This window comes from Terriglobia bacterium, assembly GCA_020073205.1.
GTDB lineage: Bacteria > Acidobacteriota > Polarisedimenticolia > Polarisedimenticolales > JAIQFR01 > JAIQFR01.
Map to the genome: position 1 here is coordinate 1 of JAIQFR010000018.1, position 20463 is coordinate 20463.

The 20463-nt window shown below is 67.9% G+C and carries 14 protein-coding genes; 8 read left to right on the top strand and 6 right to left on the bottom strand.

Translation table 11 applies throughout. The features are described from left to right. From LAO51_05790 to LAO51_05810, 5 genes are all read right to left on the bottom strand, one after another. Window positions 1-1511 (bottom strand): ATP-binding protein (locus tag LAO51_05790; protein MBZ5638255.1); only part of this gene is annotated, 1511 nt, incomplete at its 3' end. Between the two features lie 313 nt (window positions 1512-1824). Continuing rightward, window positions 1825-3297, bottom strand: a complete 1473-nt coding sequence (locus LAO51_05795) for an ABC transporter permease (GenBank protein ID MBZ5638256.1) — start codon at window positions 3295-3297, stop codon at window positions 1825-1827. Between the two features lie 237 nt (window positions 3298-3534). Continuing rightward, a complete protein-coding gene (locus LAO51_05800; GenBank protein MBZ5638257.1) occupies window positions 3535-6246 on the bottom strand; it encodes a glucosidase in 2712 nt (903 codons plus the stop codon). Next, on the bottom strand, window positions 6243-6770 hold the full coding sequence (locus tag LAO51_05805) for a class I SAM-dependent methyltransferase (protein ID MBZ5638258.1): 528 nt from the start codon (window positions 6768-6770) through the stop codon (window positions 6243-6245). Before LAO51_05805 ends, LAO51_05800 begins: the two co-directional genes overlap by 4 nt. Before the next feature lies 1 nt (window position 6771). Then, complete coding sequence (locus tag LAO51_05810; GenBank protein ID MBZ5638259.1) at window positions 6772-7893, bottom strand: glycosyltransferase family 4 protein; 1122 nt, start codon at window positions 7891-7893, stop codon at window positions 6772-6774. Between the two features lie 177 nt (window positions 7894-8070). On the opposite strand from LAO51_05810, the gene LAO51_05815 reads away from it, so the two are divergent. From LAO51_05815 to LAO51_05840, 6 genes are all read left to right on the top strand, one after another. Beyond that, entirely contained in the window at window positions 8071-9312 is a 1242-nt protein-coding gene (locus LAO51_05815) for a TolC family protein (GenBank protein ID MBZ5638260.1), read from the top strand. Continuing rightward, entirely contained in the window at window positions 9312-10448 is a 1137-nt protein-coding gene (locus LAO51_05820) for an efflux RND transporter periplasmic adaptor subunit (GenBank protein ID MBZ5638261.1), read from the top strand. The genes LAO51_05815 and LAO51_05820 overlap by 1 nt, the downstream gene beginning before the upstream one ends. Further along, window positions 10445-13510 (top strand): efflux RND transporter permease subunit, encoded by a 3066-nt coding sequence (locus LAO51_05825; protein ID MBZ5638262.1) that lies wholly within the window; start codon window positions 10445-10447, stop codon window positions 13508-13510. Before LAO51_05820 ends, LAO51_05825 begins: the two co-directional genes overlap by 4 nt. Then, window positions 13503-14480, top strand: coding sequence for an FkbM family methyltransferase (locus LAO51_05830; GenBank protein ID MBZ5638263.1), 978 nt, complete (start codon window positions 13503-13505; stop codon window positions 14478-14480). The genes LAO51_05825 and LAO51_05830 overlap by 8 nt, the downstream gene beginning before the upstream one ends. Continuing rightward, window positions 14480-15643, top strand: coding sequence for a calcium/proton exchanger (cax, locus tag LAO51_05835; GenBank protein MBZ5638264.1), 1164 nt, complete (start codon window positions 14480-14482; stop codon window positions 15641-15643). Before LAO51_05830 ends, cax begins: the two co-directional genes overlap by 1 nt. A 147-nt stretch (window positions 15644-15790) precedes the next feature. Next, the gene (locus LAO51_05840) at window positions 15791-17404 is read left to right on the top strand and encodes a glycosyltransferase family 39 protein (GenBank protein ID MBZ5638265.1); all 1614 of its coding nucleotides are present in this window, start codon (window positions 15791-15793) and stop codon (window positions 17402-17404) included. Between the two features lie 13 nt (window positions 17405-17417). Here LAO51_05840 and LAO51_05845 read toward each other — a convergent pair whose 3' ends face one another. Next, window positions 17418-17597 carry a hypothetical protein gene (locus tag LAO51_05845; GenBank protein MBZ5638266.1) on the bottom strand — a complete coding sequence of 60 codons (180 nt, stop codon included), beginning with the start codon at window positions 17595-17597 and terminating at the stop codon, window positions 17418-17420. Between the two features lie 92 nt (window positions 17598-17689). Between LAO51_05845 and LAO51_05850 the strand changes: the two genes are divergently transcribed. After that, window positions 17690-19702 carry a tetratricopeptide repeat protein gene (locus LAO51_05850; GenBank protein MBZ5638267.1) on the top strand — a complete coding sequence of 671 codons (2013 nt, stop codon included), beginning with the start codon at window positions 17690-17692 and terminating at the stop codon, window positions 19700-19702. A gap of 194 nt (window positions 19703-19896) precedes the next feature. Then, window positions 19897-20460, top strand: coding sequence for a cytochrome c family protein (locus LAO51_05855; GenBank protein MBZ5638268.1), 564 nt, complete (start codon window positions 19897-19899; stop codon window positions 20458-20460). The last annotated feature ends 3 nt before the right edge of the window (window positions 20461-20463 follow it).

A 20463-nucleotide genomic window follows, 5' to 3' on the forward strand; every position in this document is an offset into this window, starting at 1 on the left:
TTATCTGAATCGAGGAGAACAACAAAATTGCGGCCCCATGCGACATATAGCCTTATTACTGAATCAAGGGACCCCGAGCCCGTTCCAGGAAGCAGATGAGGATCAGATTTTCCCAAAAGGCGTTGCGCCATGTAATTGATGGCGAAAAAGTCGCTCTTGCCCTCAAGCATGACAACATCAGGAACATTCTCAAGCAAGGTCGGCCGATAGTCCAATACATCAAGTACCGGTTGGAAATAGGTAGTCTGCTGTGGGTGTTGTACTGCAAACTCTCGATAACGAGTTACCGTAATTAAAGTCCGTTTCGCTGTGTATTGATCATCTTCATCCGCTGCGTAATGAAGCCCCTCATTTCGTACAACGAACGCACCATCAAGCCACTCCGGCTTAATCAGGTGATGGCTATGTGTGGTATATATCACGGTACATCCCTCAGGCAACGTCCGAAAGCTGTCCAGAAGCTGAGTTTGCGCTGAAGGATGGAGGTTCGAGGCAGGCTCATCAAACAAAAAGACAACATCTTTTGGTCCCTGCTTCCGAAACCCTCGATACTGGGTCAAAAGCAAGTAGGTAAAGAACCAACGGAAACCAAGGGAACGTTCGCTAATATCATAGTGTTCATTACCTTCTTTAAGTCTCAATTGGAGAAACCAGACACCGCGATTATCTAGACTGGCTGTTACTACAATTTCTTTGGTTCCAGCAGGGCGATGAAAAATTCTGTCCCAATTACTAAAAACTGTTTTTGTAATGTGGGCACCCATTTTAAGAAGTACACTCTCAAGCGCCTTCTTGTCGTACTCTCCTCCACTCTTGGCACGCGCGAGAACATGTTCCGGAAGGTTGGTCTTATCCCCGATAGCGTCAAGAACATCCTGAAGCACCGCGCGATAAAAGGCGTGTTTCAATTCATCAGCTGGAGCATTTTCTAAATAGATTCTGTCAGGAAAATCAAATAGAAAGTTCGGAAAATAGACTATCCGTGGTAATAAAGTTTTTATGACATTAGCAACTTGTTGCCAAGCAGTGTCTTTCAGCCACACGGGGTATTGCTGTTCTGCAAGTTTCCCCCTTATCGCAAGCGTCCACGTATTCTGTGGTTGATTTTCTGCAATACGTGATGAACTAAATTTATAACTCTGCTTTATAGTAAAGGGCTGAATAGCGCCATAGACAGTCATATTATGTTGTTTCTTTAAGGCGTTTTTCACCAAAGTTTGGTCTTCTGACTCAAGCTCACAAACTGCCTCAATAGTGATTGCATCATTGAAATTAGAACGCTTCGCAATGGGAATGAGTTCATGAACATCTGGTTGCTCATAACCCGGTAAACTCAAGGCATCAAGACTTTCCCGGTAAGCCCATCTGTCGATCGCCTCTAGTACTGTTGTCTTACCACTTTCATTGAGGCCAATGAGAGTGTGGACGCGAGAGCGTGGTGTGCGCGCAAGATCAAGACGGACCTTTTCAATTCCTTTGAAATTGTGAATCTCAAAACGTGTATAGCGCACAAGACCTCCCCCAAGCTAGTTGCATTTTGTTGGAATACAAAATAGGAAGATTTCTATTTGGGGCACCTTAAAGCCAATTCTCAATTCTTCTTTGAAACAAATATTACCCCCACCAAAACGAAAAAGCCCGAACACATCCGTATTCGGGCTTCTATCAGCGAAAGCTAATATTCCTCAGGCTTTCTTATATATCTTCGCCCCTGCTTCACGAACTCCACCGTCTTGGCTTCCATGCCTTTTTTCAGTGCCTCCTCTTCCGAAAGCTTCTGGCTGGCGACGTAGTCGTGCAACTGCGCGCCGGTCGCGGCGCAACCTACGTCAACAATGTCGGATACAGCCGGGCGGCTAGGAACAGCAACAGCACGAATACCAGGCTCATCACGCCGAAGTCGAGGGCGGCGCTGTGGACGCTTTCACCGCCGACGATCATCAAGCCGCGCAGGACATCCACCAGATAGGTCAGCGGGTTGAGCCGGGCGATGACCTTGAGCCAGTCGGGCATCAACTCGATCGGGTAGATGGCGTTGCTGGCGAAGAACAACGGCATGGTCAGGACCTGGCCGATGCCCATGAACCGTTCACGCGTCTTCACCAGACAGGCGATGATCAGCGAAAAGGTCGCGAAGGTGGCGGAACCGAGCATCACCGCCAGCATGACCGCCAGAATATCGGTGAGCTCCCAGTGCATGCCGATGTGCAGCGCGGCGGCGATCAAATAGACGATCACCGCCTGGATGAGACCGCGGACCGCCGCCGACAGCGCCTTGCCGAACACCAGCGCGCCGCGCAGTGCCGGGCTGACCAGAAGCTTATGGATCACGCCCAGATCGCGCTCCCAGATCACCGCGATGCCGTAGAAGATGGCGCTGAACAGCACGCTCTGGCCGAGAATGCCCGGAGTCATGAACGCCAGGTAGTCGACGTTGCCGGTGGGGATGACGCGCGCGCGGCTGAACTCTTTGATGTCCAGCAGCTCGAGGTCGCCCCCGTCCTTCCTCAGGAACGGGCGGACGTACTCATCCATCGCCTCTTCCACCTTCTTGCTGAACTGGAACGGGGAGACGGCGGGCTGTTCGAGGGAGCCGTGCTCTCTCGGCGCCGGGAACACGGGCAACTCCCTGAAGGTGGTCGGCCGAGGGCCCCACGCCTCGTCCAGCAGGTCCTGCAGGCCCCCGGGGACGTGGTGGCAGGACATGCATGCCCCTCCCGCCTTGATCGCTCCGGTGATGTCGGGGATGGTCTTGAGGCCGAGCTCCCGGATCTTGCGCTTGATGTACGGCTCGCTCAAGGTGAAGCACTGGCAGACGATCCGCCCCTCTTCCCGCTCCTCCGGACGGATGTCGATCCCGAGCGCCTTGAGGTCGACGCCCCGCCGCTGGGCCCAGTTGAAGACGGCGGCCTCGAGGGCCTCGGCCCCCATCACGGAGCAGTGGATCTTCTGGGCCGGCAGCCCCTCGAGGGACTTGACGATGTCCTGGTTCGTGATCTTCAGGGAATCGATCGGGGTGTAGCGGCCCTGCTCGATCAGCGTGCAGAGCACCTCCGAGGCAGCGATGGCCGAGGTGCATCCGAAGGTCAGGTAGCGCGCCTCGACGACCACGTCCTTGAGCGGGTCGGTCGGGTGACGCTCGACTCGGAACGTGAAGCGCAGGGCGTCGCCGCAGGCGATGGATCCGTGCTCGCCGATGCCGTCAGCGTTCTCTATCTCTCCGAGATGCGTGCCCGGCTTGCCCTGGACCGCGTCCATGAAGATCTGCTTGGTCTTCTCGCTGTAGTTCCAGGGCATCGATCCTCCGCCGATGCGTGCGGCGCGACGCACCGGATGACTCCGCCGGGATCGCACAGTCGAAAGACCGAGGCGGCCGGGCCGGTCCCTCTCGAAAACACCGCGTTTTCGCCCCGTGCCACTCGGGTCGCCGCCCTCCCGGCACCTCTCCCCGATAGGATACACTGCGCTTTGAACCGCCCCGGGCTTCTCGGAGATCCTCTTCATTGACTCCCGCCGCCAGTCGACGGGCACGGGCTACCCTGCCTCGATTCCGCCGCGCCGCCCCCTCGCCCTCACCGCTTCCTCGATGCACTTGATCGCGAGGGCCGTCCAGCCCGTCTGGTGGCTCGCCCCGGCGCCGCGGCCGTTGTCGCCGTCGAAGTACTCGTAGAAGAGGACCAGGTCCCGGAAGTGCGGGTCGTCGGCGTACCGGCGGTCCTCGCCGTGCGCGGGTCGCCTCCCCGCCGAGTCCTTGAGGAAGATCGACGAGAGCCGCCGGGCGATCTCCCGCGCGACCTCCTGAAGGCTCATGAGGCGCCCGGATCCCGTCGGGCACTCGATCTTGAAATCGTCGCCGTAGAAGTGGTGGTAGCGCTCCAGCGCCTCGATCAGCAGGAAGTTGAGGGGGAACCACACCGGCCCCCGCCAGTTCGAGTTCCCTCCGAACAGGCCGGAGTCGCTCTCCGCCGGGACGTAGTCCACCCGGTGCTCCTGCCCGTTCACGTTGAACACGTACGGCCGATCCTTGTGGACGCGCGATACCGAGCGGATGCCGTGGGGCGAGAGGAACTCGCTCTCGTCGAGGACGTAGCGGAGCACCCGCTGGAGTCTGTCCCGCGACGGGATGGCCAGGAGGCGGTGCTCGTGGCCGTGGCGCGATCCGATCTCGAGGTACGCGATCTGCCGCGCCAGGTCGCGACGGTGGGAGAGGAACCAGTCCATGCGCTTCCTGAAGGCGGGGAGCCGATCGAGGGAGTCGGACTCGAGCACCTCCACGGCGAACAGCGGGATGACCCCCACCATCGAGCGGACCTTCAAGGGGACGTCGCGGCCGTCGACGTGAAGCCGGTCGTAGTAGAAGCCGTCCTCCTCGTCCCACAGCCCGGTCCCGCCCAGCGAGTTCATCGCGTCGGTGATCTCGACGAAGTGCTCGAAGAACTTGGACGCCATGTCCTCGTACGCCGCGTCCGCGCGGGCCAGCTCGAGGGCGATCGAGAGCATCGTCGCGGCGTAGAAAGCCATCCACGCGGTGCCGTCCGCTTGCTCGAGCTGCCCGCCGGCGGGAAACGGCGTGGAGCGGTCGAACACCCCGATGTTGTCGAGGCCGAGGAAGCCGCCGGAGAAGAGGTGCTTCCCCTCGGCGTCCTTGCGGTTCACCCACCAGGTGAAGTTCAGGACGAGCTTCTGGAACACCCGCGTCAGGAACCGCCGGTCGCGCTTCCCTCGCTCGCCCGTCATCTTGTAGACCCGCCACGCGGACCACGCGTGGACCGGCGGGTTCACGTCGGAGAGCGCGAGCTCGTAGGCCGGGACCTGCCCGTTCGGGTGCATGTACCACTCGCGAAGGAACAGCACGAGCTGCTCCTTGGCGAACTCAGGGTCGATCCGCGCGAACGGGACCATGTGGAATGCGAGGTCCCAGGCCGCGTACCACGGGTACTCCCACTTGTCCGGCATCGAGATCACGTCGCGGTTGTAGAGGTGCACCCAGTCGTGGTTCCGTCCTTGCCGCCGGGCCGGGGGCGGGGGAGGCTGCGAGGGATCCCCCTCGAGCCAGTCCTGTACCACGTAGTGGTAGAACTGCTTGCACCACAGGAGTCCCGCGTACCCCTGCCGGATCACCGCGCGCTCCTCGAGGGTAGCCCCGGCCGGAGCGACGGAGTCGTGGAAGGCGTCGGCCTCCGCGAGGCGGAGGGAGAAGATCCTGTCGAACTCGGGGCCGAACGGCTCCGGGACCGACTCGCCGGAGGAGGAGAGCCGGAGCCGCAGCACGCGCTCCTGGCCGGCGGGGATGCCGAGGACGTAATGCGCGGCCGCCTTCGTGCCGCGGCCGGCGGGGTTCGCGGCCGCCTCCGTCCCGTGGACGACGACGTCGTGGAACGCGTCCTTGGAGTGGTCGATCGTCGGGCCGGAGCCCCAGAGCCGCGCCGCGTTCGTCTCGTTCTCGGTGAACAGGAGGCGCGGCGGCCGTCCGTCCGGATCGGGGGCCGCCGTGAGGAGATACGTCCCGAGCGTCTCGTGGGTGGCCCGTACCGCCCTGGGCCCTTCCGCCTCGAGGAGCGGCCTCTCCGCCTCCTCTTCACGCAGCGCTCCCCAGCTCCAGGTGTTGCGGAACCAGAGCGTGGGGAGGACGTGCAGCCCGGCGTCGTCGGGCCCGCGGTTCGCGACCGTCACGCGGACGAGCAGATCGTCCGGCGAGGCCTTGGCGTACTCGGCGACGACGTCGAAGTACCGTCCGCCATCGAAGACGCCGGCGTCGAGGAGCTCGAACTCGGCCTCGCTCTTGCCCCGTCGCCGGTTCTCCTCCAACAGCCTCTCGTACGGGAACTCCGCCTGCGGGTACTTGTAGAGCGCTCTCATGTACGAGTGGGTCGGCGTCGAGTCGAGGTAGTAGTATGCCTCCTTGACGTCCTCGCCGTGGTTCCCCTCGGGACCCGCGAGGCCGAAGAGGCGCTCTTTCAGGATCCGGTCCTTGCCGTTCCAGAGCGCGAGGGCGAAGCAGAGGCGGCACTCGCGGTCGGTGATGCCGAGGAGGCCGTCCTCCCCCCAGCGGTATGCGCGGCTCCTCGCGTGCTCGTGCGGGAAAGACTCCCAGCAGGTCCCCCCCTCCGAGTAGTCCTCGCGCACCGTTCCCCATTGGCGCTCCGAGAGGTAGGGTCCCCAGCGCTTCCAGTTCTTCTCCCGCCGAGCGTCCTCGGCCAGCCGCTCCCGCTCTCCGCTCCCGAGCCCCGCCGCGCGCCGCTTCACGGCCGCTTCACGACGCGCAACGTGGTCAGGATGTCCCGCGCCGGGTACACGAACGCGTAGTGCTTCTCCCAGCGGTCCAGCCCTCTGAGGCGGATCATGAGCTTGGGAATCCAGCAGCGCACGGAGCTGCCGAAGGTCACCGTCGAGGAGACCCGCTCGAACGCGCCGACCTGCTCGGCCAGGTACCCCCCGGCGAGGAAGGGGAGGTACCACTGCGTCGAGAGGTGCCGCCGGTGGGTGGGATCGCTCCACGAGTGGACGAACGAGTAGTGCGGCGTCACCACCTCGAGGAGCGCTCCGTGCGCCGCGATCCGGTGCACCTCTTTCATGAACAGGTCCGCGCGCTCGACGTGCTCGATGATGTGCCGGGCGATCACCCTGTCGAAGCTTCCGTCGGGAAGCGACCAGGGGATCTGGTCGAGATCCTGAATCCGGTCCACCCCCTGGTAGGGGAAGATGTCCACTCCGAACGCACCCGGCGTCTTCGCCGGCCCGCAGCCGAGCTCGATGATCCGTTCCGCCATCTCAGATCGTCTCCGCCAATCTCCTGTAGATCCCGTAGGTGGCTCGCGCCGTGGAATCCCAGGTGAACTCCCGCGACCTCCTCCGTCCGTTCTCCGCGAGCCGCGCCCTGAGCTCTCGGTCGTCGAGCACTCCCGTCATCGCCGCGGCCATCCCCTCCTCGTCGTCGACCCGGGTGTAGATCGCCGCGTCCCCCCCGATCTCGGGGAGCGCGCCCCGGTCGGAGGCCAAAACGGGAACGCCCAGGGCCATCGCCTCGACGACGGGCAGCCCGAACCCCGCGTACAGGTGGAACATCAGGAGGGCGACGGCTCTCGACACCAGGTAGAGCTTCTCGCGCTCGGGGAGCATCCCGAGGAGGAGGATCGCGCTCTCGATCCGGTGCTCGCTCGCGAGCCTCCTGACCTCGTCGGTGTCCTCGCCCCGGTCGCCGACGAGCACGAGGCGCACGTCCGGGTGGGCGCGCGCGACGCGGGCGAAGGCGCGCACGGTGGCCGGCAGGTTCCGGATGCGCCAGAGGGTCCCGACGTGGACGAAGTAGCGGCCGTACGCGGCTTCCCGAACCGTCGGGGAGACGTCGTCGTCGTCGGGCACCCTTCCGGGATCGCCGGCGTCGGTGCCGTGGTGGATCACCAGGATCTTGGGCCCGGCGGCGGGGGCGATCCGGAGCAGGTCGTCCCTCGTGTTCCGCGAGACGCAGATGATGGCGGCCGCGCGCTCCGCGATCCGGGGGTACCGGAGAAGGCGCTTCTCGTGGTACCGGACGACGTGGGCGTCCCCGTCCTCCCAAAGATAGCGGTGGAACGGATACATGTCGTGGAACGTGACGACCTCCCGCGGGAATCTCGTCCTCGGAAGCCGCGCATCCAGCCCGTGGAAAACGCCGACCTCCGAGGCCCATCCGAAGCGGACCGGCAGCGGCCAGAGCCGCCGATGGGTGAAGCGGGTGTCGATCTCGGGGATGCCCCGGACCCTGGCGTGCCACTTGTGCGATTCGAAGGCGAGGTCGAAACGGTCGTCGCCGCCGGCGATGCGGGCCAGGGAGAAGGCGAGATGGCGGGCGTAGACACCGATCCCGTGCCCGAGGGACGCGGCGGACGGTGTGCAGTCCAGAGCAATTCGCACGGCGTGCCCAAGGCCGCGATTCTCCCACGGAAACCGCCGCCTGGAAAGCGCCGGGAGGCGCGAGGTTGCCTGGCGGTTGCCGCGCGGGTCGGTACTCTGTTAGATTCCGATTTTCCCCGGGGCGGTGCGGAGTGAATTCGTGACCGCGCGACTCGTGAGAGCGAAGGCTCGAGCGTCATGGTGAAGGCCGCGAGCGTTCTCGCGGCGACGGCGCTGCTGACCGCGGCGGCCTGGGCGGAGACGCCGGAGACGTCGAGCGCGCCCGCGGCGGCGCCCACGCTGACCCTCGCCGCGGCCCTGGACCTCGCCGCGAGGCAGAACCTGGATATCGCCGCGGCGCGGCTCCGCCGCCCGGTCGCGCAGGCGGGAGTCCGCGTCGCGAGGCAGGTCCCCAACCCGGGGCTCAGCGTCTCGGCGGCGCGGGACACGCCCCACGAGAGCGTCGTGATCGACCAGCCGCTCGAGATCGGAGGGCGGCGCGGCCGGCGAATCGAGATGGCGCGGCAGGAGGCCGCGCTCACGGATCTCGAGATCGCGGCTCTGGAGCGCCGGGTCCGCCGCGAGGTGCGCGAGGCGTTCTACGGCCTGATCGCCGCCCGCGACGCCACCGCCCAGCGCGATGGCGCGCTCGCTCTCGCCCGCAGGCTCCGGGAGATCGCTAAGGCGCGCTTCGACGCCGGGGACGTCCCCCAGCTCGAGGTGTTCGAGGCCGAGATGGAAATGGCCCGCGCGGAAGCCGAGCTCGCGGTGCAGCAGCAGGAAGAAAAGGTCGCCCTGAGCCGGCTCGACGCGCTTCTGGCCGCGCCGGCCGGCGCGGGCTGGAGGATCGTCGGCTCCCTCGAGGACGCTCCGTCGGCCCTCACGATGGACGAGCTGGTCTCCCGCGCGGCGCAGTCGAACTCCGATCTCGAGCGCCTCGCGCAGGAGATCAGGGTGGAAGAGAGCCAGCGGACGCTCTTCCGCGCCGAGCGGATTCCCGATCTCACCGTCGAGTTCGGGAGCGATTTCAACGCGCCGGGCGACTTTCACGCCGGAGCGCGCGGGGGATTCTCCCTCGAGATCCCGCTCTTCTCGCGGAAACAGGGGGAGCTGGCCCGCTCGAGCGCCACGCTCGCCGCGCTCGACGCCGAGTCCGACGCCACGCGCCGCGCCGTGGCGGCCCGGGTCGAAGCCGCGTACGGCGAGTGGAGCGTCAGGAGGACCGAGGCGGAACTCTACCGCAGCTCGCTGGTGCCGGCGGCGCGCCGCCTCGAAGGACTTGCGGAAGAGAGCTACCGTGAGGGAAAGGCGAACCTGCTGACCGTCCTTGACGCCCAGCGGAACGTGCGACAGGTGGAACGCGAGTACCGGGAGAGCCTCGTCGGCCTCCAGGCCGCGTTCGCGGGGCTCGAGGAGGCCGTGGGCGTGGCGCTCGACTGATGCGCGACCTCTCAAACGGTCCGGCCCGGTGGCCGCGGCTCGCGGCGGCCGTGGCGCTCGCCGCGGCCCTGGCCGTCGCCGGCTGCTCGCGGAGGTCCGGCGCGGACGAGGGGGAGGGCGGAGAGAAGGGCGAAGCCGCCGTCGTGGACGTCACGCTGACGCAGGTGACCCGGGCGCCGATCAGCCGGACCGTCACGATCTCCGGGACCGTCGCCGCGCTCCCGAACCGGGACGTGCGCGTCAGCTCCCTCGTCGCCGGGCGCGTGGCGGAGCTGCCCGTCGCGGAAGGGGACCCGGTCGCGGCCGGCCAAAGGGTCGCCAGGATCGACGACCGGCTCCTGCGCGAGCAGTCGAGGCAGGCCGAGGCGGCCCTGGCGCAGGCCGAGGCCGGTCTCGAGAACGCGAAGCTGGCGCGCGCGAGGAACGAGACGCTCTTCGAGCGCGGCATCGCCGCGCGAAAGGAGGTCGAGGACTCGCGCACGCAGGAGGCCGTGGCCGAAGCGGCTCTGAAGCAGGCGCAGGCGACGGCGTCCCTGGCGGAGACGCAGCTGATGCGCGCCGAGATCCGGTCGCCGATCGGCGGCGCCGTCGTGAAGCGGTTCGTCAGCGTCGGGGAGCAGGTGGACGGCACGGCGGCAGAGCCGCTGTTCGAGGTGGCGGATCGCCGCGAGGTGGAGCTCTACGCCAACGTGCCCGCGGCGTACCTGCCGGCGTTCCGGTCGGGGCAGGCCGTCGAGCTCGAAGGCGATTCCTTGCGCGGCGAGACGCTGCACGGCCGCGTCGTCGCCGTGTCGGCCGCCGTGGACCCGACGACCGACCTGGGACTGGTGCGGATCCGGCTCGCCAACGAAGCCGGATCCCTCGCGCTGGGGACGTTCCTGTCCGCGCGAATTCCGCTCGAGACCCACGCCGACGCGCTGGTCGCCCCGTCGCAGGCCGTCTACCGCGACCAGGAAGGCCGGCCGCACGTTTACCGGGTCGAGGGAGACGCCGCCACCGCGTCTCCCGTCGTGCTCGGCATCGAGACCCCCGACCGCGACGAGATCCTCTCCGGCGTCCGCGAGGGCGACTCGATCGTGTGGACCGGCGGCTACGGCCTCGGCGAGAAGTCCAGGATCAGGGTCGCGAAGCCGTGAACATCGTCGCCTTCTGCCGGCGCAACGCCTACGCCGTGTACCTGCTCACCGCCTTCCTGACCGCGGCGGGCCTCTACGCCGCCTTCGTGCTCCCCAGCAACATCTACCCCGAGCTGAACTTCCCCCGCATCGTCATCCTCGCGCACTCCGGCGACCTCGCCCCCGAGACGATGCTGCCGTCGGTGACGCGCCCTCTCGAGGAGGCCGCCAGCACCGTGCTGGGCGTGCGTCGCGTGAGATCGAGGACCATCCGCGGCTCCACCGAGATCTCCGTCCTCTTCGATCCCGAGATGGACATGCCGTACGCCCTGCAGCTCCTCGAGGCGCGCGTCGGCGAGGCGCGCGCCTCGCTGCCCGCGGAGACCGAGACGGCGGTCGAGCGGGTCACCCCCGTGGTGTTCCCGGTGTTCAGCCTGATCCTGAACGGCGACGTTCCCGGAGCGGACCTCAGGGATTACGCCTACTACGTTCTCCGCCCGCTGTTCAGCCGGGTGCCGGGGGTGGGCAGGGTCGAGGTCCAGGCGACGGACACCCGCGAGGTGTCCGTGATCGTGGACCCCGAGAAGCTCCTCTCGCATCGGCTGTCGCTCCCGGAAGTGGCCGACCGGCTCAGGGCCACCAACGGGGTCGCGTCCGTCGGGCGCCTGCCCAAGGACTACCAGCAGTACCTCGTCCTCACCACCGGGCTCTACACGGACCTGGATCCGATCCGCGACACCGTCGTGGCGGTCGAAGGCCGGACCCCCATCCGCCTGCGCGACATCGCCGAGGTCCGCGACGGCGTCGAGGACCACACGGTCCTGATCACGGGGAACGGCGAGCCCGCCGCGCTCATCAACGTCTCGCGCCAGATCGGCGGCAACATCCTCCAGATCGTGGACGACCTCAAGGGGACCACCGCGCACCTGGGCTCCGCCATTCCGAAGACGCTCCATCTCTCGGTGGTCTACGACCTTGCCGAGTTCGTGCGCGACGCCATGGCCAGCGTGAGGGACGCCATCCTGATCGGCGCCGCGCTCGCGGTCCTGATCCTGTTCGTGTTCCTCCGCGAGACCCGCTCCACCCTGATCGCGGCGACGTCCCTGCCGCTTTCGGTCGCCGGCACCTTCTTCTTCGTCCACGTCCTCGGGGGCACGCTCAACCTGATGTCCCTCGGCGGGCTGGCGGTCGCCATCGGGTTGATCATCGACGACGCCGTCGTGGTCATCGAGAACATCTACCGCCACCTGGGGCTCGGCGAGGCCCCGGCCGACGCCGCGGAGCGCGGGACCCGGGAGCTGCTCGCGCCCGTCACCGGCTCCACCGCGACGACGCTGGTGGTATTCCTGCCCCTCGGGCTGCTCCAGGGCATGATCGGAGACTTCTTCCGGGCGCTGTGCCTCACCCTGAGCGTCTCGGTGCTCCTGTCCCTGGTCTTCGCGGTGACGCTGATTCCTCTCCTCTCGCAGCGTTTCCTCACCCCTCGCGCCCACCGGGAGTCGTCGGAGCGCTTCATCGAACCGGTCAACCGCGCCTACGAGCGCGCGGTGCGCTGGTCGCTCCGACGCCGGGGAATCGTGGCCGGGGCGGCGGCCCTCCTCGTGGCGCTGGCGGTCCTCCTCTTCACGCGGCTCGAGTCCGGGTTCCTGCCGGCGATGGACGAGGGGGGCTACGTCCTCGACTACTGGACCCCGCCGGGCACCTCTCTCGACGAGTCCGACCGGATGCTCCGCGGGATCGAGCAGCGCATCAAGGCCATGCCGGAGACCGCGTCGTTCTCCCGGCGCACCGGTGCGGAGATGGGGCTGTTCGTCACCCAGCAGAACCGGGGCGACATCCTCGTGAAGCTCAAGCCGAGGTCCGAGCGCAAGCGCTCGTGCGACGAGGTGATCTCCGATCTCCGCGGGCAGATCGAGCGGAGCGTCCCCGGGATCATCGTGGAGTTCGTCCAGCTCCTCCAGGACATGCTCGGCGACCTCGAGGGGTCGCCGGAGCCGGTGGAGGTGAAGCTCTTCGGCGACAGCATGCCCGAGCTCGAGAAGCTCGCGGACGACGTCGGCGCGAGGATCCGGAAGATCCCGGGCATCGTGGACTACAACGCGATCCAGAAGGGGAACCCGGAGATCGTGGTCCGGGTCGACGCTGCGCTCGCGGGGCGCGCCGGGCTGACCGTGGAGCAGGTCTCGCAGCAGGTCGCGGCGGGTCTGCTGGGCGAGGCGGCGACGTCCCTGCGCCGGGCGGACCGCGGCATCGGGATTCGCGTGCGGTTCCCGGACGCGTTCCGCTTCGACGGCGAGAACATCCGGCAGTATCCGATCGTCACGCCGGCGCGGCAGGTGGTGCCGCTCGCGTCGCTCGCGCGCGCGGAGCAGGTGCAGGGGGTGAGCGAGCTGAGCCGGGAGAACCAGCGGCTCATGGTGGCGCTGACCGCCCGCCTCGAGGACCGCGACCTGGGAAGCGTGATCCGCGACGTGAAGGAGGTCATGTCGTCGACGCGGATGCCGGAGGGCTCGACCTACGAGATCGGCGGGCAGTACGAGACCCAGCAGAGCTCCTTCCGCGTGCTGCTCGTGATCCTGGGGCTGGGGCTGGCCGCGGTGTTCACCGTGCTGGTCACCCAGTTCCGCGCCTTCCGCCCGGCGCTCGTCATCCTTTCCGCGGCTCCGCTGTCGCTGGTCGGCGTCTTCGCCATGCTGCTCGTCACGGGGACCCCGCTGAACGTCTCCTCGTTCATGGGGATCATCCTGATGGTGGGCCTCGTCGTGAAGAACGGCATCATCCTCTTCGACTACGTCCACAAGCTCCGCGAGAGCGAAGGCCTTCCGCTCGACGAGGCCCTGGTGCGGGCGGGACGCGTCCGCGTGCGCCCGATCCTGATGACCACGCTGGCCACGCTGTTCGGCCTGCTCCCTCTCGCGCTCGGACTCGGCTCGGGCGCGGAGCTCCAGAAGCCGCTGGCGCTGGCCGTCATCGGCGGGCTCCTGATCTCGACGTTCATCACGCTGCTGGTGGTGCCGGTGATGTACTCGCTCCTCGAGCCGTCGCGGATCCCGGCGGCTCCGGCGGCCGCCGCCGGTGAATAGCGTATCCGCGGCCGCGCGCCGCGTGCTGCTGGGGCTGATCGGCCGGGCCGTCACGGGCGCTCCGATCGAGCCGCCCGAGCGCGGTTGGGTCGACGCGGAGCTCGCCCTCTCGGGCTTCCGGAAGACGGCCAAGAGCCTCCTCGTGAGGCGGCTCATGCGTCGAGGCCTCGAGGCCGGCCCGGTCACGATCTTGACCCCCGCCCTCGGCGGCCTGTTCACGATCGCGACGCCGGGGACCGACTTCGGCGTCGGCTGGGAGATCCTCGAGCACGGCACCTACGAGCCGCACGTCGTCGAGTTCTACCGTCGAACGCTGAAGCCGGGCATGGCCGTCCTGGACGTCGGGGCCAACATCGGGTTCCACGCCCTGCACGCCGCCACGCTGGTCGGCCCCGCGGGAAGGGTCATCGCCGTCGAGCCCGATCCGCAGAGCGCGGCGCTCCTGAGGCTCAGCCTGTCGCTGGCCGGGGGGGGCCTGCCGGTCACGGTGCTCGAGGCGGCGCTCTCGGACGCGCCCGGAGAGCTGGTCCAGTCCGACCTGGGGAACGCGGGGAACAGCGGCGCGAGGTTCACGCACAAGGAGCGCGGGCGCCTCGAGGCGCTGGTGCACGGCGTCCATCCGCAATTCAGGACGGTGCGGGCGGTCGTTTGGGACGACGGCTACCCCGACACCCGGATCGACTTCGTGAAGATCGACATCGAGGGGTTCGAGCCGTACGCCCTCCGCGGCATGGAGCGGTCTCTCGCGCGGTACCGCCCGATCGTCCTCTCCGAGTTCGCCCCGTCGAACCTCACGAGCATCGGCGGCACCGAGCCCTCGGCGTACCTCGCGTGGTTCCGCGCCCGCGGCTACCGGGTCGAGCTCGTCGAGGAGAGGACGGCGCGCCCGCTCGCGGTCACCGACGAGGAAGCCTTGAGGAGCGTGGGCGGCGGGCATCACGTCGACCTGGCCTTCGTCCCGGAGTCGTGATGGCGGTGAAGGACGCGGAACTCGCACGAGGGAGCTTCCGTCCGTTCGACGGGCTCCTCGCGCTCGTGCCGGTCGCCGCCGTCCTCGAGATCGCGCACGCGCCCCCCGTCGCGATCTTCCTCGTCTCCGCCGCGGCGATCGTCCCCCTCGCGGGGATCATGGGCCGGTCGACGGAGCGGCTCGCCGAGCGCGTGGGTCCGGGAGCGGGCGGGCTCCTGAACGCCACGTTCGGCAACGCCGCGGAGCTGATCCTCGCGGTCGTCGGCCTCTCGCACGGCCTCGCCGACGTGGTGAAGGCCTCGCTCACCGGCTCGATCATCGGGAACGCGCTCCTGGTCCTGGGGCTGTCGATCCTCGCGGGGGGGCTCAAGCACAAGGTCCAGCGCTTCAACCGCACCGCGGCGTCCCTGGGCTCGACGCTGATGGCGCTGGCGGCCATCGGCCTGCTGGTGCCCACCGTCTTCTGGTACGCGGCGAGGGACCCGATGGTGCGGGCGGGGGCGGGGGCCACGCGGGCGGGGCTCGACCGGCTCGAGAAGGGGCTCTCCGTCGAGATCGCCGTGGTCCTCGGGGTCGTCTACCTCCTGAGCCTCGTCTTCTCGCTCGGGACGCACCGGCATCTCTACGCGGGGGACGGCGTGCATCCGAGTTCGGGCGGCGGAGAGAAAGGCGCCGCCGCGCCGCCGGGAGCCCGACGGAGCTCAGCGGCGACCGTGGTGGCGCTCCTCCTGGCCAGCAGCGCGCTCCTCGCGCTGCTCTCCGAGTTCCTGGTGGGATCGCTCGAGCCGACGGCCCGCGCGCTCGGCTTCACCGACCTGTTCGTCGGCGTGGTCGTGGTGGCGATCGTGGGGAACGCGGCCGAGCACTCGAGCGCGGTCGTCGCCGCGCTCCGGAACCGGATGGATCTCGCGCTCCACATCGCGATCGGCTCGGGGCTGCAGATCGCGCTGTTCGTGACCCCGCTCCTGGTCGGGATCTCGTATCTCGTCGGCCCCGCGCCGATCGACCTCCACTTCACGCTCCTCGAGGTCGGCGCCGTCGTGCTCGGCGTCGTCTCGGTCCACCTGGTCTGCCAGGACGGGGAGTCGAACTGGATGGAAGGGGTGCTCCTGCTGGCCGTCTACGCCATCCTCGCCGTGGCCTTCTACTTCCTCCCGGCGTGAGGGAGCGTCTCCGCGGACCGCCCGCCCATGCGATCGCCGAAGTTACAGAAGGACGCGCCGGAGGGGCGGTCCGTTAACCGGGCGAGCGGATTGAAGTCCCCGGGGCGCCGAGAGGACAATGAAGCTGCTGGCAGGGAGGTGCCCGCAATGACGCGGTCGGTGCTTCGGGAATGGGCGGCGCGGGGAGACCGGCGCGAGGCCTCGGCTTGGCTCGCGCTCCTCGCGATCGTCGCGCTCACCACGCTGATCCGCGTGCGGATGCTCGATTTCCCGCTGGAGCGCGACGAGGGGGAGTACGCGTACGCGGGACAGCTGATGCTCGAGGGCGTTCCCCCCTATCAGCTCGCCTACAACATGAAGCTCCCGGGCACGTATGCCGCCTACGCGCTGCTCATGGCCGTGTTCGGACCTTCGGCCCGGGGCATCCACGCGGGGCTGCTCGCGGTGAACGGCGCGGCGATCGCCCTGATGTTCCTGTTGGGGCGGCGGCTCTACGGCCCGCTGGCCGGGATCGCGTCGGCCGGGTGCTACGCGGTGATGTCCGTGAGCCCGGCCGTGATGGGGACGGCCGCGCACGCGACGCACTTCGTCGTGCTGGCGGCGCTCGGAGGCACCGTGCTGCTGCTGAGGGCCGTCGACGGCGACCGCATCGGCACCCTCAGCGCCGCCGGATTCCTGCTGGGCCTGGCCTTCGTCATGAAGCAGCACGGAGTCTTCTTTCCCGCCTTCGGCGCGGTCTATCTGGTCGGATCGCTCCTCCGCCGGCGCCCGGTTGAGCCGCCGAAGGTGATCGCGCGATCCGCCGCGTTCCTCGCGAGCGCGGCCTTGCCGCTCGGATTGACATGTCTCCTGCTCGGGTGGGCGGGGGTCTTCGGCAGGTTCTGGTTCTGGACGGTCTCCTACGCGCGCGCCTACGTGTCCATCGTCCCCCTGTCGAGCGCGACGAGCGCCCTCCTCGCGCAGCTCGGGGAGCAGGTGCGCGCGAGCACCCCCATCTGGATCCTGGCTGCGGCGGGGATGCCCCTGGCGTTCTGGAGGAACAACCCCTGCGGTCGCCGGCGCCTGTTCATGGCCGCCTTCCCCGCCTTCTCGTTCCTGGCCGTCTGCCCGGGCTTCTACTTCCGCGAGCACTACTTCGTTGTCTTGCTCCCGGCGGTCGCGCTCCTGGCCGGCGTCGCGATCGGAACGCTGGGTGCGAAGGGGAGACCTTGGCTCGCCTCGGGGGTGTTCGCGGCGGCCGCCCTGCTGTCGGTGGTCCAGGGAAGGGAGTTTTACTTCGAGATGACCCCGCTCGAGGCCTGCCGCGCGGTCTACCGGCTGAACCCCTTCCCAGAGGCGGCGGTCGTCGCGAGGTACATCGACGAGCACGCCGCGCGGGACGCTCGCATCGCGGTGCTCGGCTCGGAGCCCGAGATCTACTTCCTCTCGCGCCGCCGCTCCGCCACGGGGTACCTCTACATGTTCCCGATGACCGAGCGGCAGCCCTACGCGGAGACCATGCAGGTGGACCTGATCCGGGAGATCGAGGCGTCGCGCCCGGACTACCTGGTGTTCTCGCCGATCTGGGCGTCGGACCCGGCGCACATGGCGGTTCCGCGGCGGGTCGAGGAGTGGCTGGGCGGCTTCCTGGGACGGAACTACACGCAGGTCGGCCTGGCGGACATCGTCGCTCCCGACCGGACCGATTACGCCTGGGGTGCGGACGCCGCCCTCAGGGCGCCGAAGTCCGGCTGGTTCCTCTCGGTCCTGAAGCGGAGGTAGCCCGCCGCTCGGGTCAGTTATGCACGCACTGGCAGCAATTCGGCGGCACCATGCGAAGGTGGTAGCCGTCGGGACACGGGATGCAACGGACGCCTGCGCAGGTGGCCCTCGCGCTGGCCGGCGTCGAGGTGAAGAGCGCGGCGACGCCGACGAGAGCGACGGCGACGAGCAGGATCGCGAATACACGCTTCATGGCCGGATCCTCCTGTTCCCGAACACCATCTTAAGGCGATTCGTCGCGAACGCCTTGTCGCGGCCCCCGGGATTCGTCAGAATCACCTCGCGATGACGCGGTCTCTCACCTCGGTCCGGGGGACGTCCCGCCTCACCGGTTTGCTCGCGGCGGCGCTCCTCGTCGGTGCGACGCTCGTCATCTACCTCCCAGCGATCCACGGCGGGCTCATCTGGGACGACGACGCCCACGTGACCCGGCCGGATCTCCGCTCGCTGCACGGGCTCTCCAGGATCTGGCTCGAGCTGGGCGCCACGCAGCAGTACTACCCGCTGGCGCACAGCGCGTTCTGGCTCGCGCACCGGCTCTGGGGCGACGACACTCTCGGCTATCACCTGGCGAACATCCTGCTCCACGCTCTGGCGGCCGTCCTCGTGTGGCGAGTCCTGCTCCGGGTGAAGATCCCCGGGGCCTACCTCGCCGCGGCGGTCTTCGCGCTGCACCCGGTGCACGTCGAGTCGGTGGCGTGGATCACGGAGCTCAAGAACACACTGTCGGCCGTGTTCTACCTCGGGTCAGCCTGGGCCTACCTCCGGTTCGACGAGGACCGGCGCGTGCGCTGGTACGTCCTGGCGACGGGGCTGTTCGTCCTCGGGCTGCTGAGCAAGACGGTCACCGCCACGCTTCCGGCGGCGCTGCTGGTAGTCTTCTGGTGGCGGCGGGGACGTCTCGCCGTGAGACGCGACGCGCTGCCGCTCCTGCCCTGGCTCGGCATGGGCGCCGCCGCGGGCCTCGCGACCGCGTGGGTGGAGCGCGCGCTCGTCGGGGCCCAGGGTGAAGCGTTCTCGCTGACCGCGGTGGAGCGCTGTCTGCTCGCGGGCCGCGTGACCTGGTTCTACCTGGGCAAGCTGCTCTGGCCGGCGAACCTGACCTTCATCTATCCGCGATGGGAGGTGCGCCAGGACATCGCATGGCAGTACCTGTTCCCGCTGGCCGCGGGCGCGCTCGTTCTGGCCCTGTGGCTCCTGCGCCGGCGGTGGCGTGGACCTCTGGCGGCGTACCTGTTCTTCGTGGGAACCCTCTTCCCGGTCCTGGGCTTCCTCAACGTCTATCCGTTCCGCTTCTCGTTCGTGGCGGACCACTTCCAGTACCTGCCGAGCCTGGGGCCGATCGCCCTGGCGTCGGCGGGGATCGCTCTCGGCGCCGCGCGCCTGGGAAGCGTGCCGCGTTGGGCGAGCCGGGCGCCGGCGGTGGCGCTCCCGTGCGTGCTGGCGCTCCTGACCTTTCGGCAGAGCGCGACGTACAGCGACGTGGAGACGCTGTATCGGACGACCCTCGCGCGGAATCCGGGCTGCTGGATGGCGTACAACAACCTGGGCAACTTCCTGGCGGGCGAGGGTCGGAACCGCGAGGCGATCGATCTCCTGACGCGCGCGGCGCAGCTCCGGCCGGACCTCGCCGAGGTCCGCAACAACCTGGGACGCGCGCTGCTCCAGGACCGCCGGATTCCCGAAGCCGTCGAGCAGCTCGATCGTGCGCTCGAGCTCAAGACCGATTACACCGAGGCCCGCGTCAACCTCGGGGTCGCGCTCCTCCAGGAGGGGCGGGACGCCGAGGCGATCGCGACCTACGAGCGCGTGCTCGACCGCACGCCGGACAATGCTGAGGCGCACAGCAACCTCGGCCTCGTCCTCGCCCGGCAGGGTCGGGTCCGCGAGGCGACCGAGCACTTCGAGCGGGCGTTGCAGCTCAAGCCTGGCTATCCCGAGGCCCACTTCAATCTGGGAAACGTCCTGGCCGGCGCGGAGCGTCTCGACGAGGCCATCGCGCACTACGGCGAAGCGATCCGCTCCAGGCCGGACTACGCCGATGCCCACAACAATCTCGGGGTCGTCCTGCTCCGCCAGAGCCGGGTCCGGGAGGCCATCGAGCACTACGAGCGGGCGCTCAGGATCCGGCCGGACTTCGTCGAGGCCCACGACGGCCTGGGACTCGCCCTGGTCCAGGCGGGCCGGCTCCCCGAGGCCATCGCGCAGTACGATGAGGCGCTTCGCGTCCGGCCGGACTCCGAATCGATCCGCGATCACCTCCGGAGCGCGCGGGAGGCCCTGGCGCGGCGCCGGTAGCATCGTGCCCCACCGGTGACGACCCCGATCGGCGCGGCGCTCCGGGCGAGGTCGACTCCGGGAGTTTCGTCCTGCCGAAAACCGGGTTAAGATCCCCTTTCGTGCCCGGAGGACCTTCTCCATATGGAGGAGGACCGGGCTGGGGGGGGGGGGCGGGGAAGGCGCAATCGGGGCCAGAGCGCGCCGGAGGGCGGGTGCATCCCTGGGATCGCTTCGTGCGATTCGTCCTGCCGATCGGAGCGGCATGCCTCCTCACGACCGTGGGGGCCGTGGGCTGGTTCGCGCAGCCGGATCGCTTCGCACGCGGGTACGCCCCCGAGCAGCCGATCCCGTACTCGCACGCGCTTCACGCGGGGACGCTGAAGATCCCGTGCCTCTACTGCCATTCGGGAGCGGATCGCTCGCGGCATGCGGGGATTCCGGCGGTCGAGACCTGCATGAACTGCCACCGGGTCACCAAGACCGATCGCCCCGCGATCAAGGAGCTGACCGACGTCTTCGAGTCCGGCCATCCCCTCGAGTGGGTACGGGTCCACACGCTTCCGGATTACGTCTACTTCGACCACCGGCCGCACGTGAACGCCGGGATCGCGTGCCAGACCTGCCACGGCGAGGTCCAGACCATGACCGTCGTCTCCCGGCGGATGTCCATGCGCATGGCCAACTGTCTCGGGTGCCATCGCGACCCCAGGGCCGCCCTTCCCGCTGGCTCGACGATCCGGCGAGGGCCCGAGCACTGCAACGCGTGCCACCGATGACGC

What these genes read in the sequence shown, in the direction of transcription:
- LAO51_05795 (MBZ5638256.1), bottom strand. Translation starts at nt 3,297, where the DNA reads ATGCCCTGGAACTACAGCGAGAAGACCAAGCAGATCTTCATGGACGCG.
- LAO51_05820 (MBZ5638261.1), top strand. Translation starts at nt 9,312, where the DNA reads ATGCGCGACCTCTCAAACGGTCCGGCCCGGTGGCCGCGGCTCGCGGCG.
- LAO51_05845 (MBZ5638266.1), bottom strand. Translation starts at nt 17,597, where the DNA reads ATGAAGCGTGTATTCGCGATCCTGCTCGTCGCCGTCGCTCTCGTCGGC.
- LAO51_05815 (MBZ5638260.1), top strand. Translation starts at nt 8,071, where the DNA reads ATGGTGAAGGCCGCGAGCGTTCTCGCGGCGACGGCGCTGCTGACCGCG.
- LAO51_05805 (MBZ5638258.1), bottom strand. Translation starts at nt 6,770, where the DNA reads ATGGCGGAACGGATCATCGAGCTCGGCTGCGGGCCGGCGAAGACGCCG.
- LAO51_05850 (MBZ5638267.1), top strand. Translation starts at nt 17,690, where the DNA reads ATGACGCGGTCTCTCACCTCGGTCCGGGGGACGTCCCGCCTCACCGGT.
- LAO51_05840 (MBZ5638265.1), top strand. Translation starts at nt 15,791, where the DNA reads ATGACGCGGTCGGTGCTTCGGGAATGGGCGGCGCGGGGAGACCGGCGC.
- cax (MBZ5638264.1), top strand. Translation starts at nt 14,480, where the DNA reads ATGGCGGTGAAGGACGCGGAACTCGCACGAGGGAGCTTCCGTCCGTTC.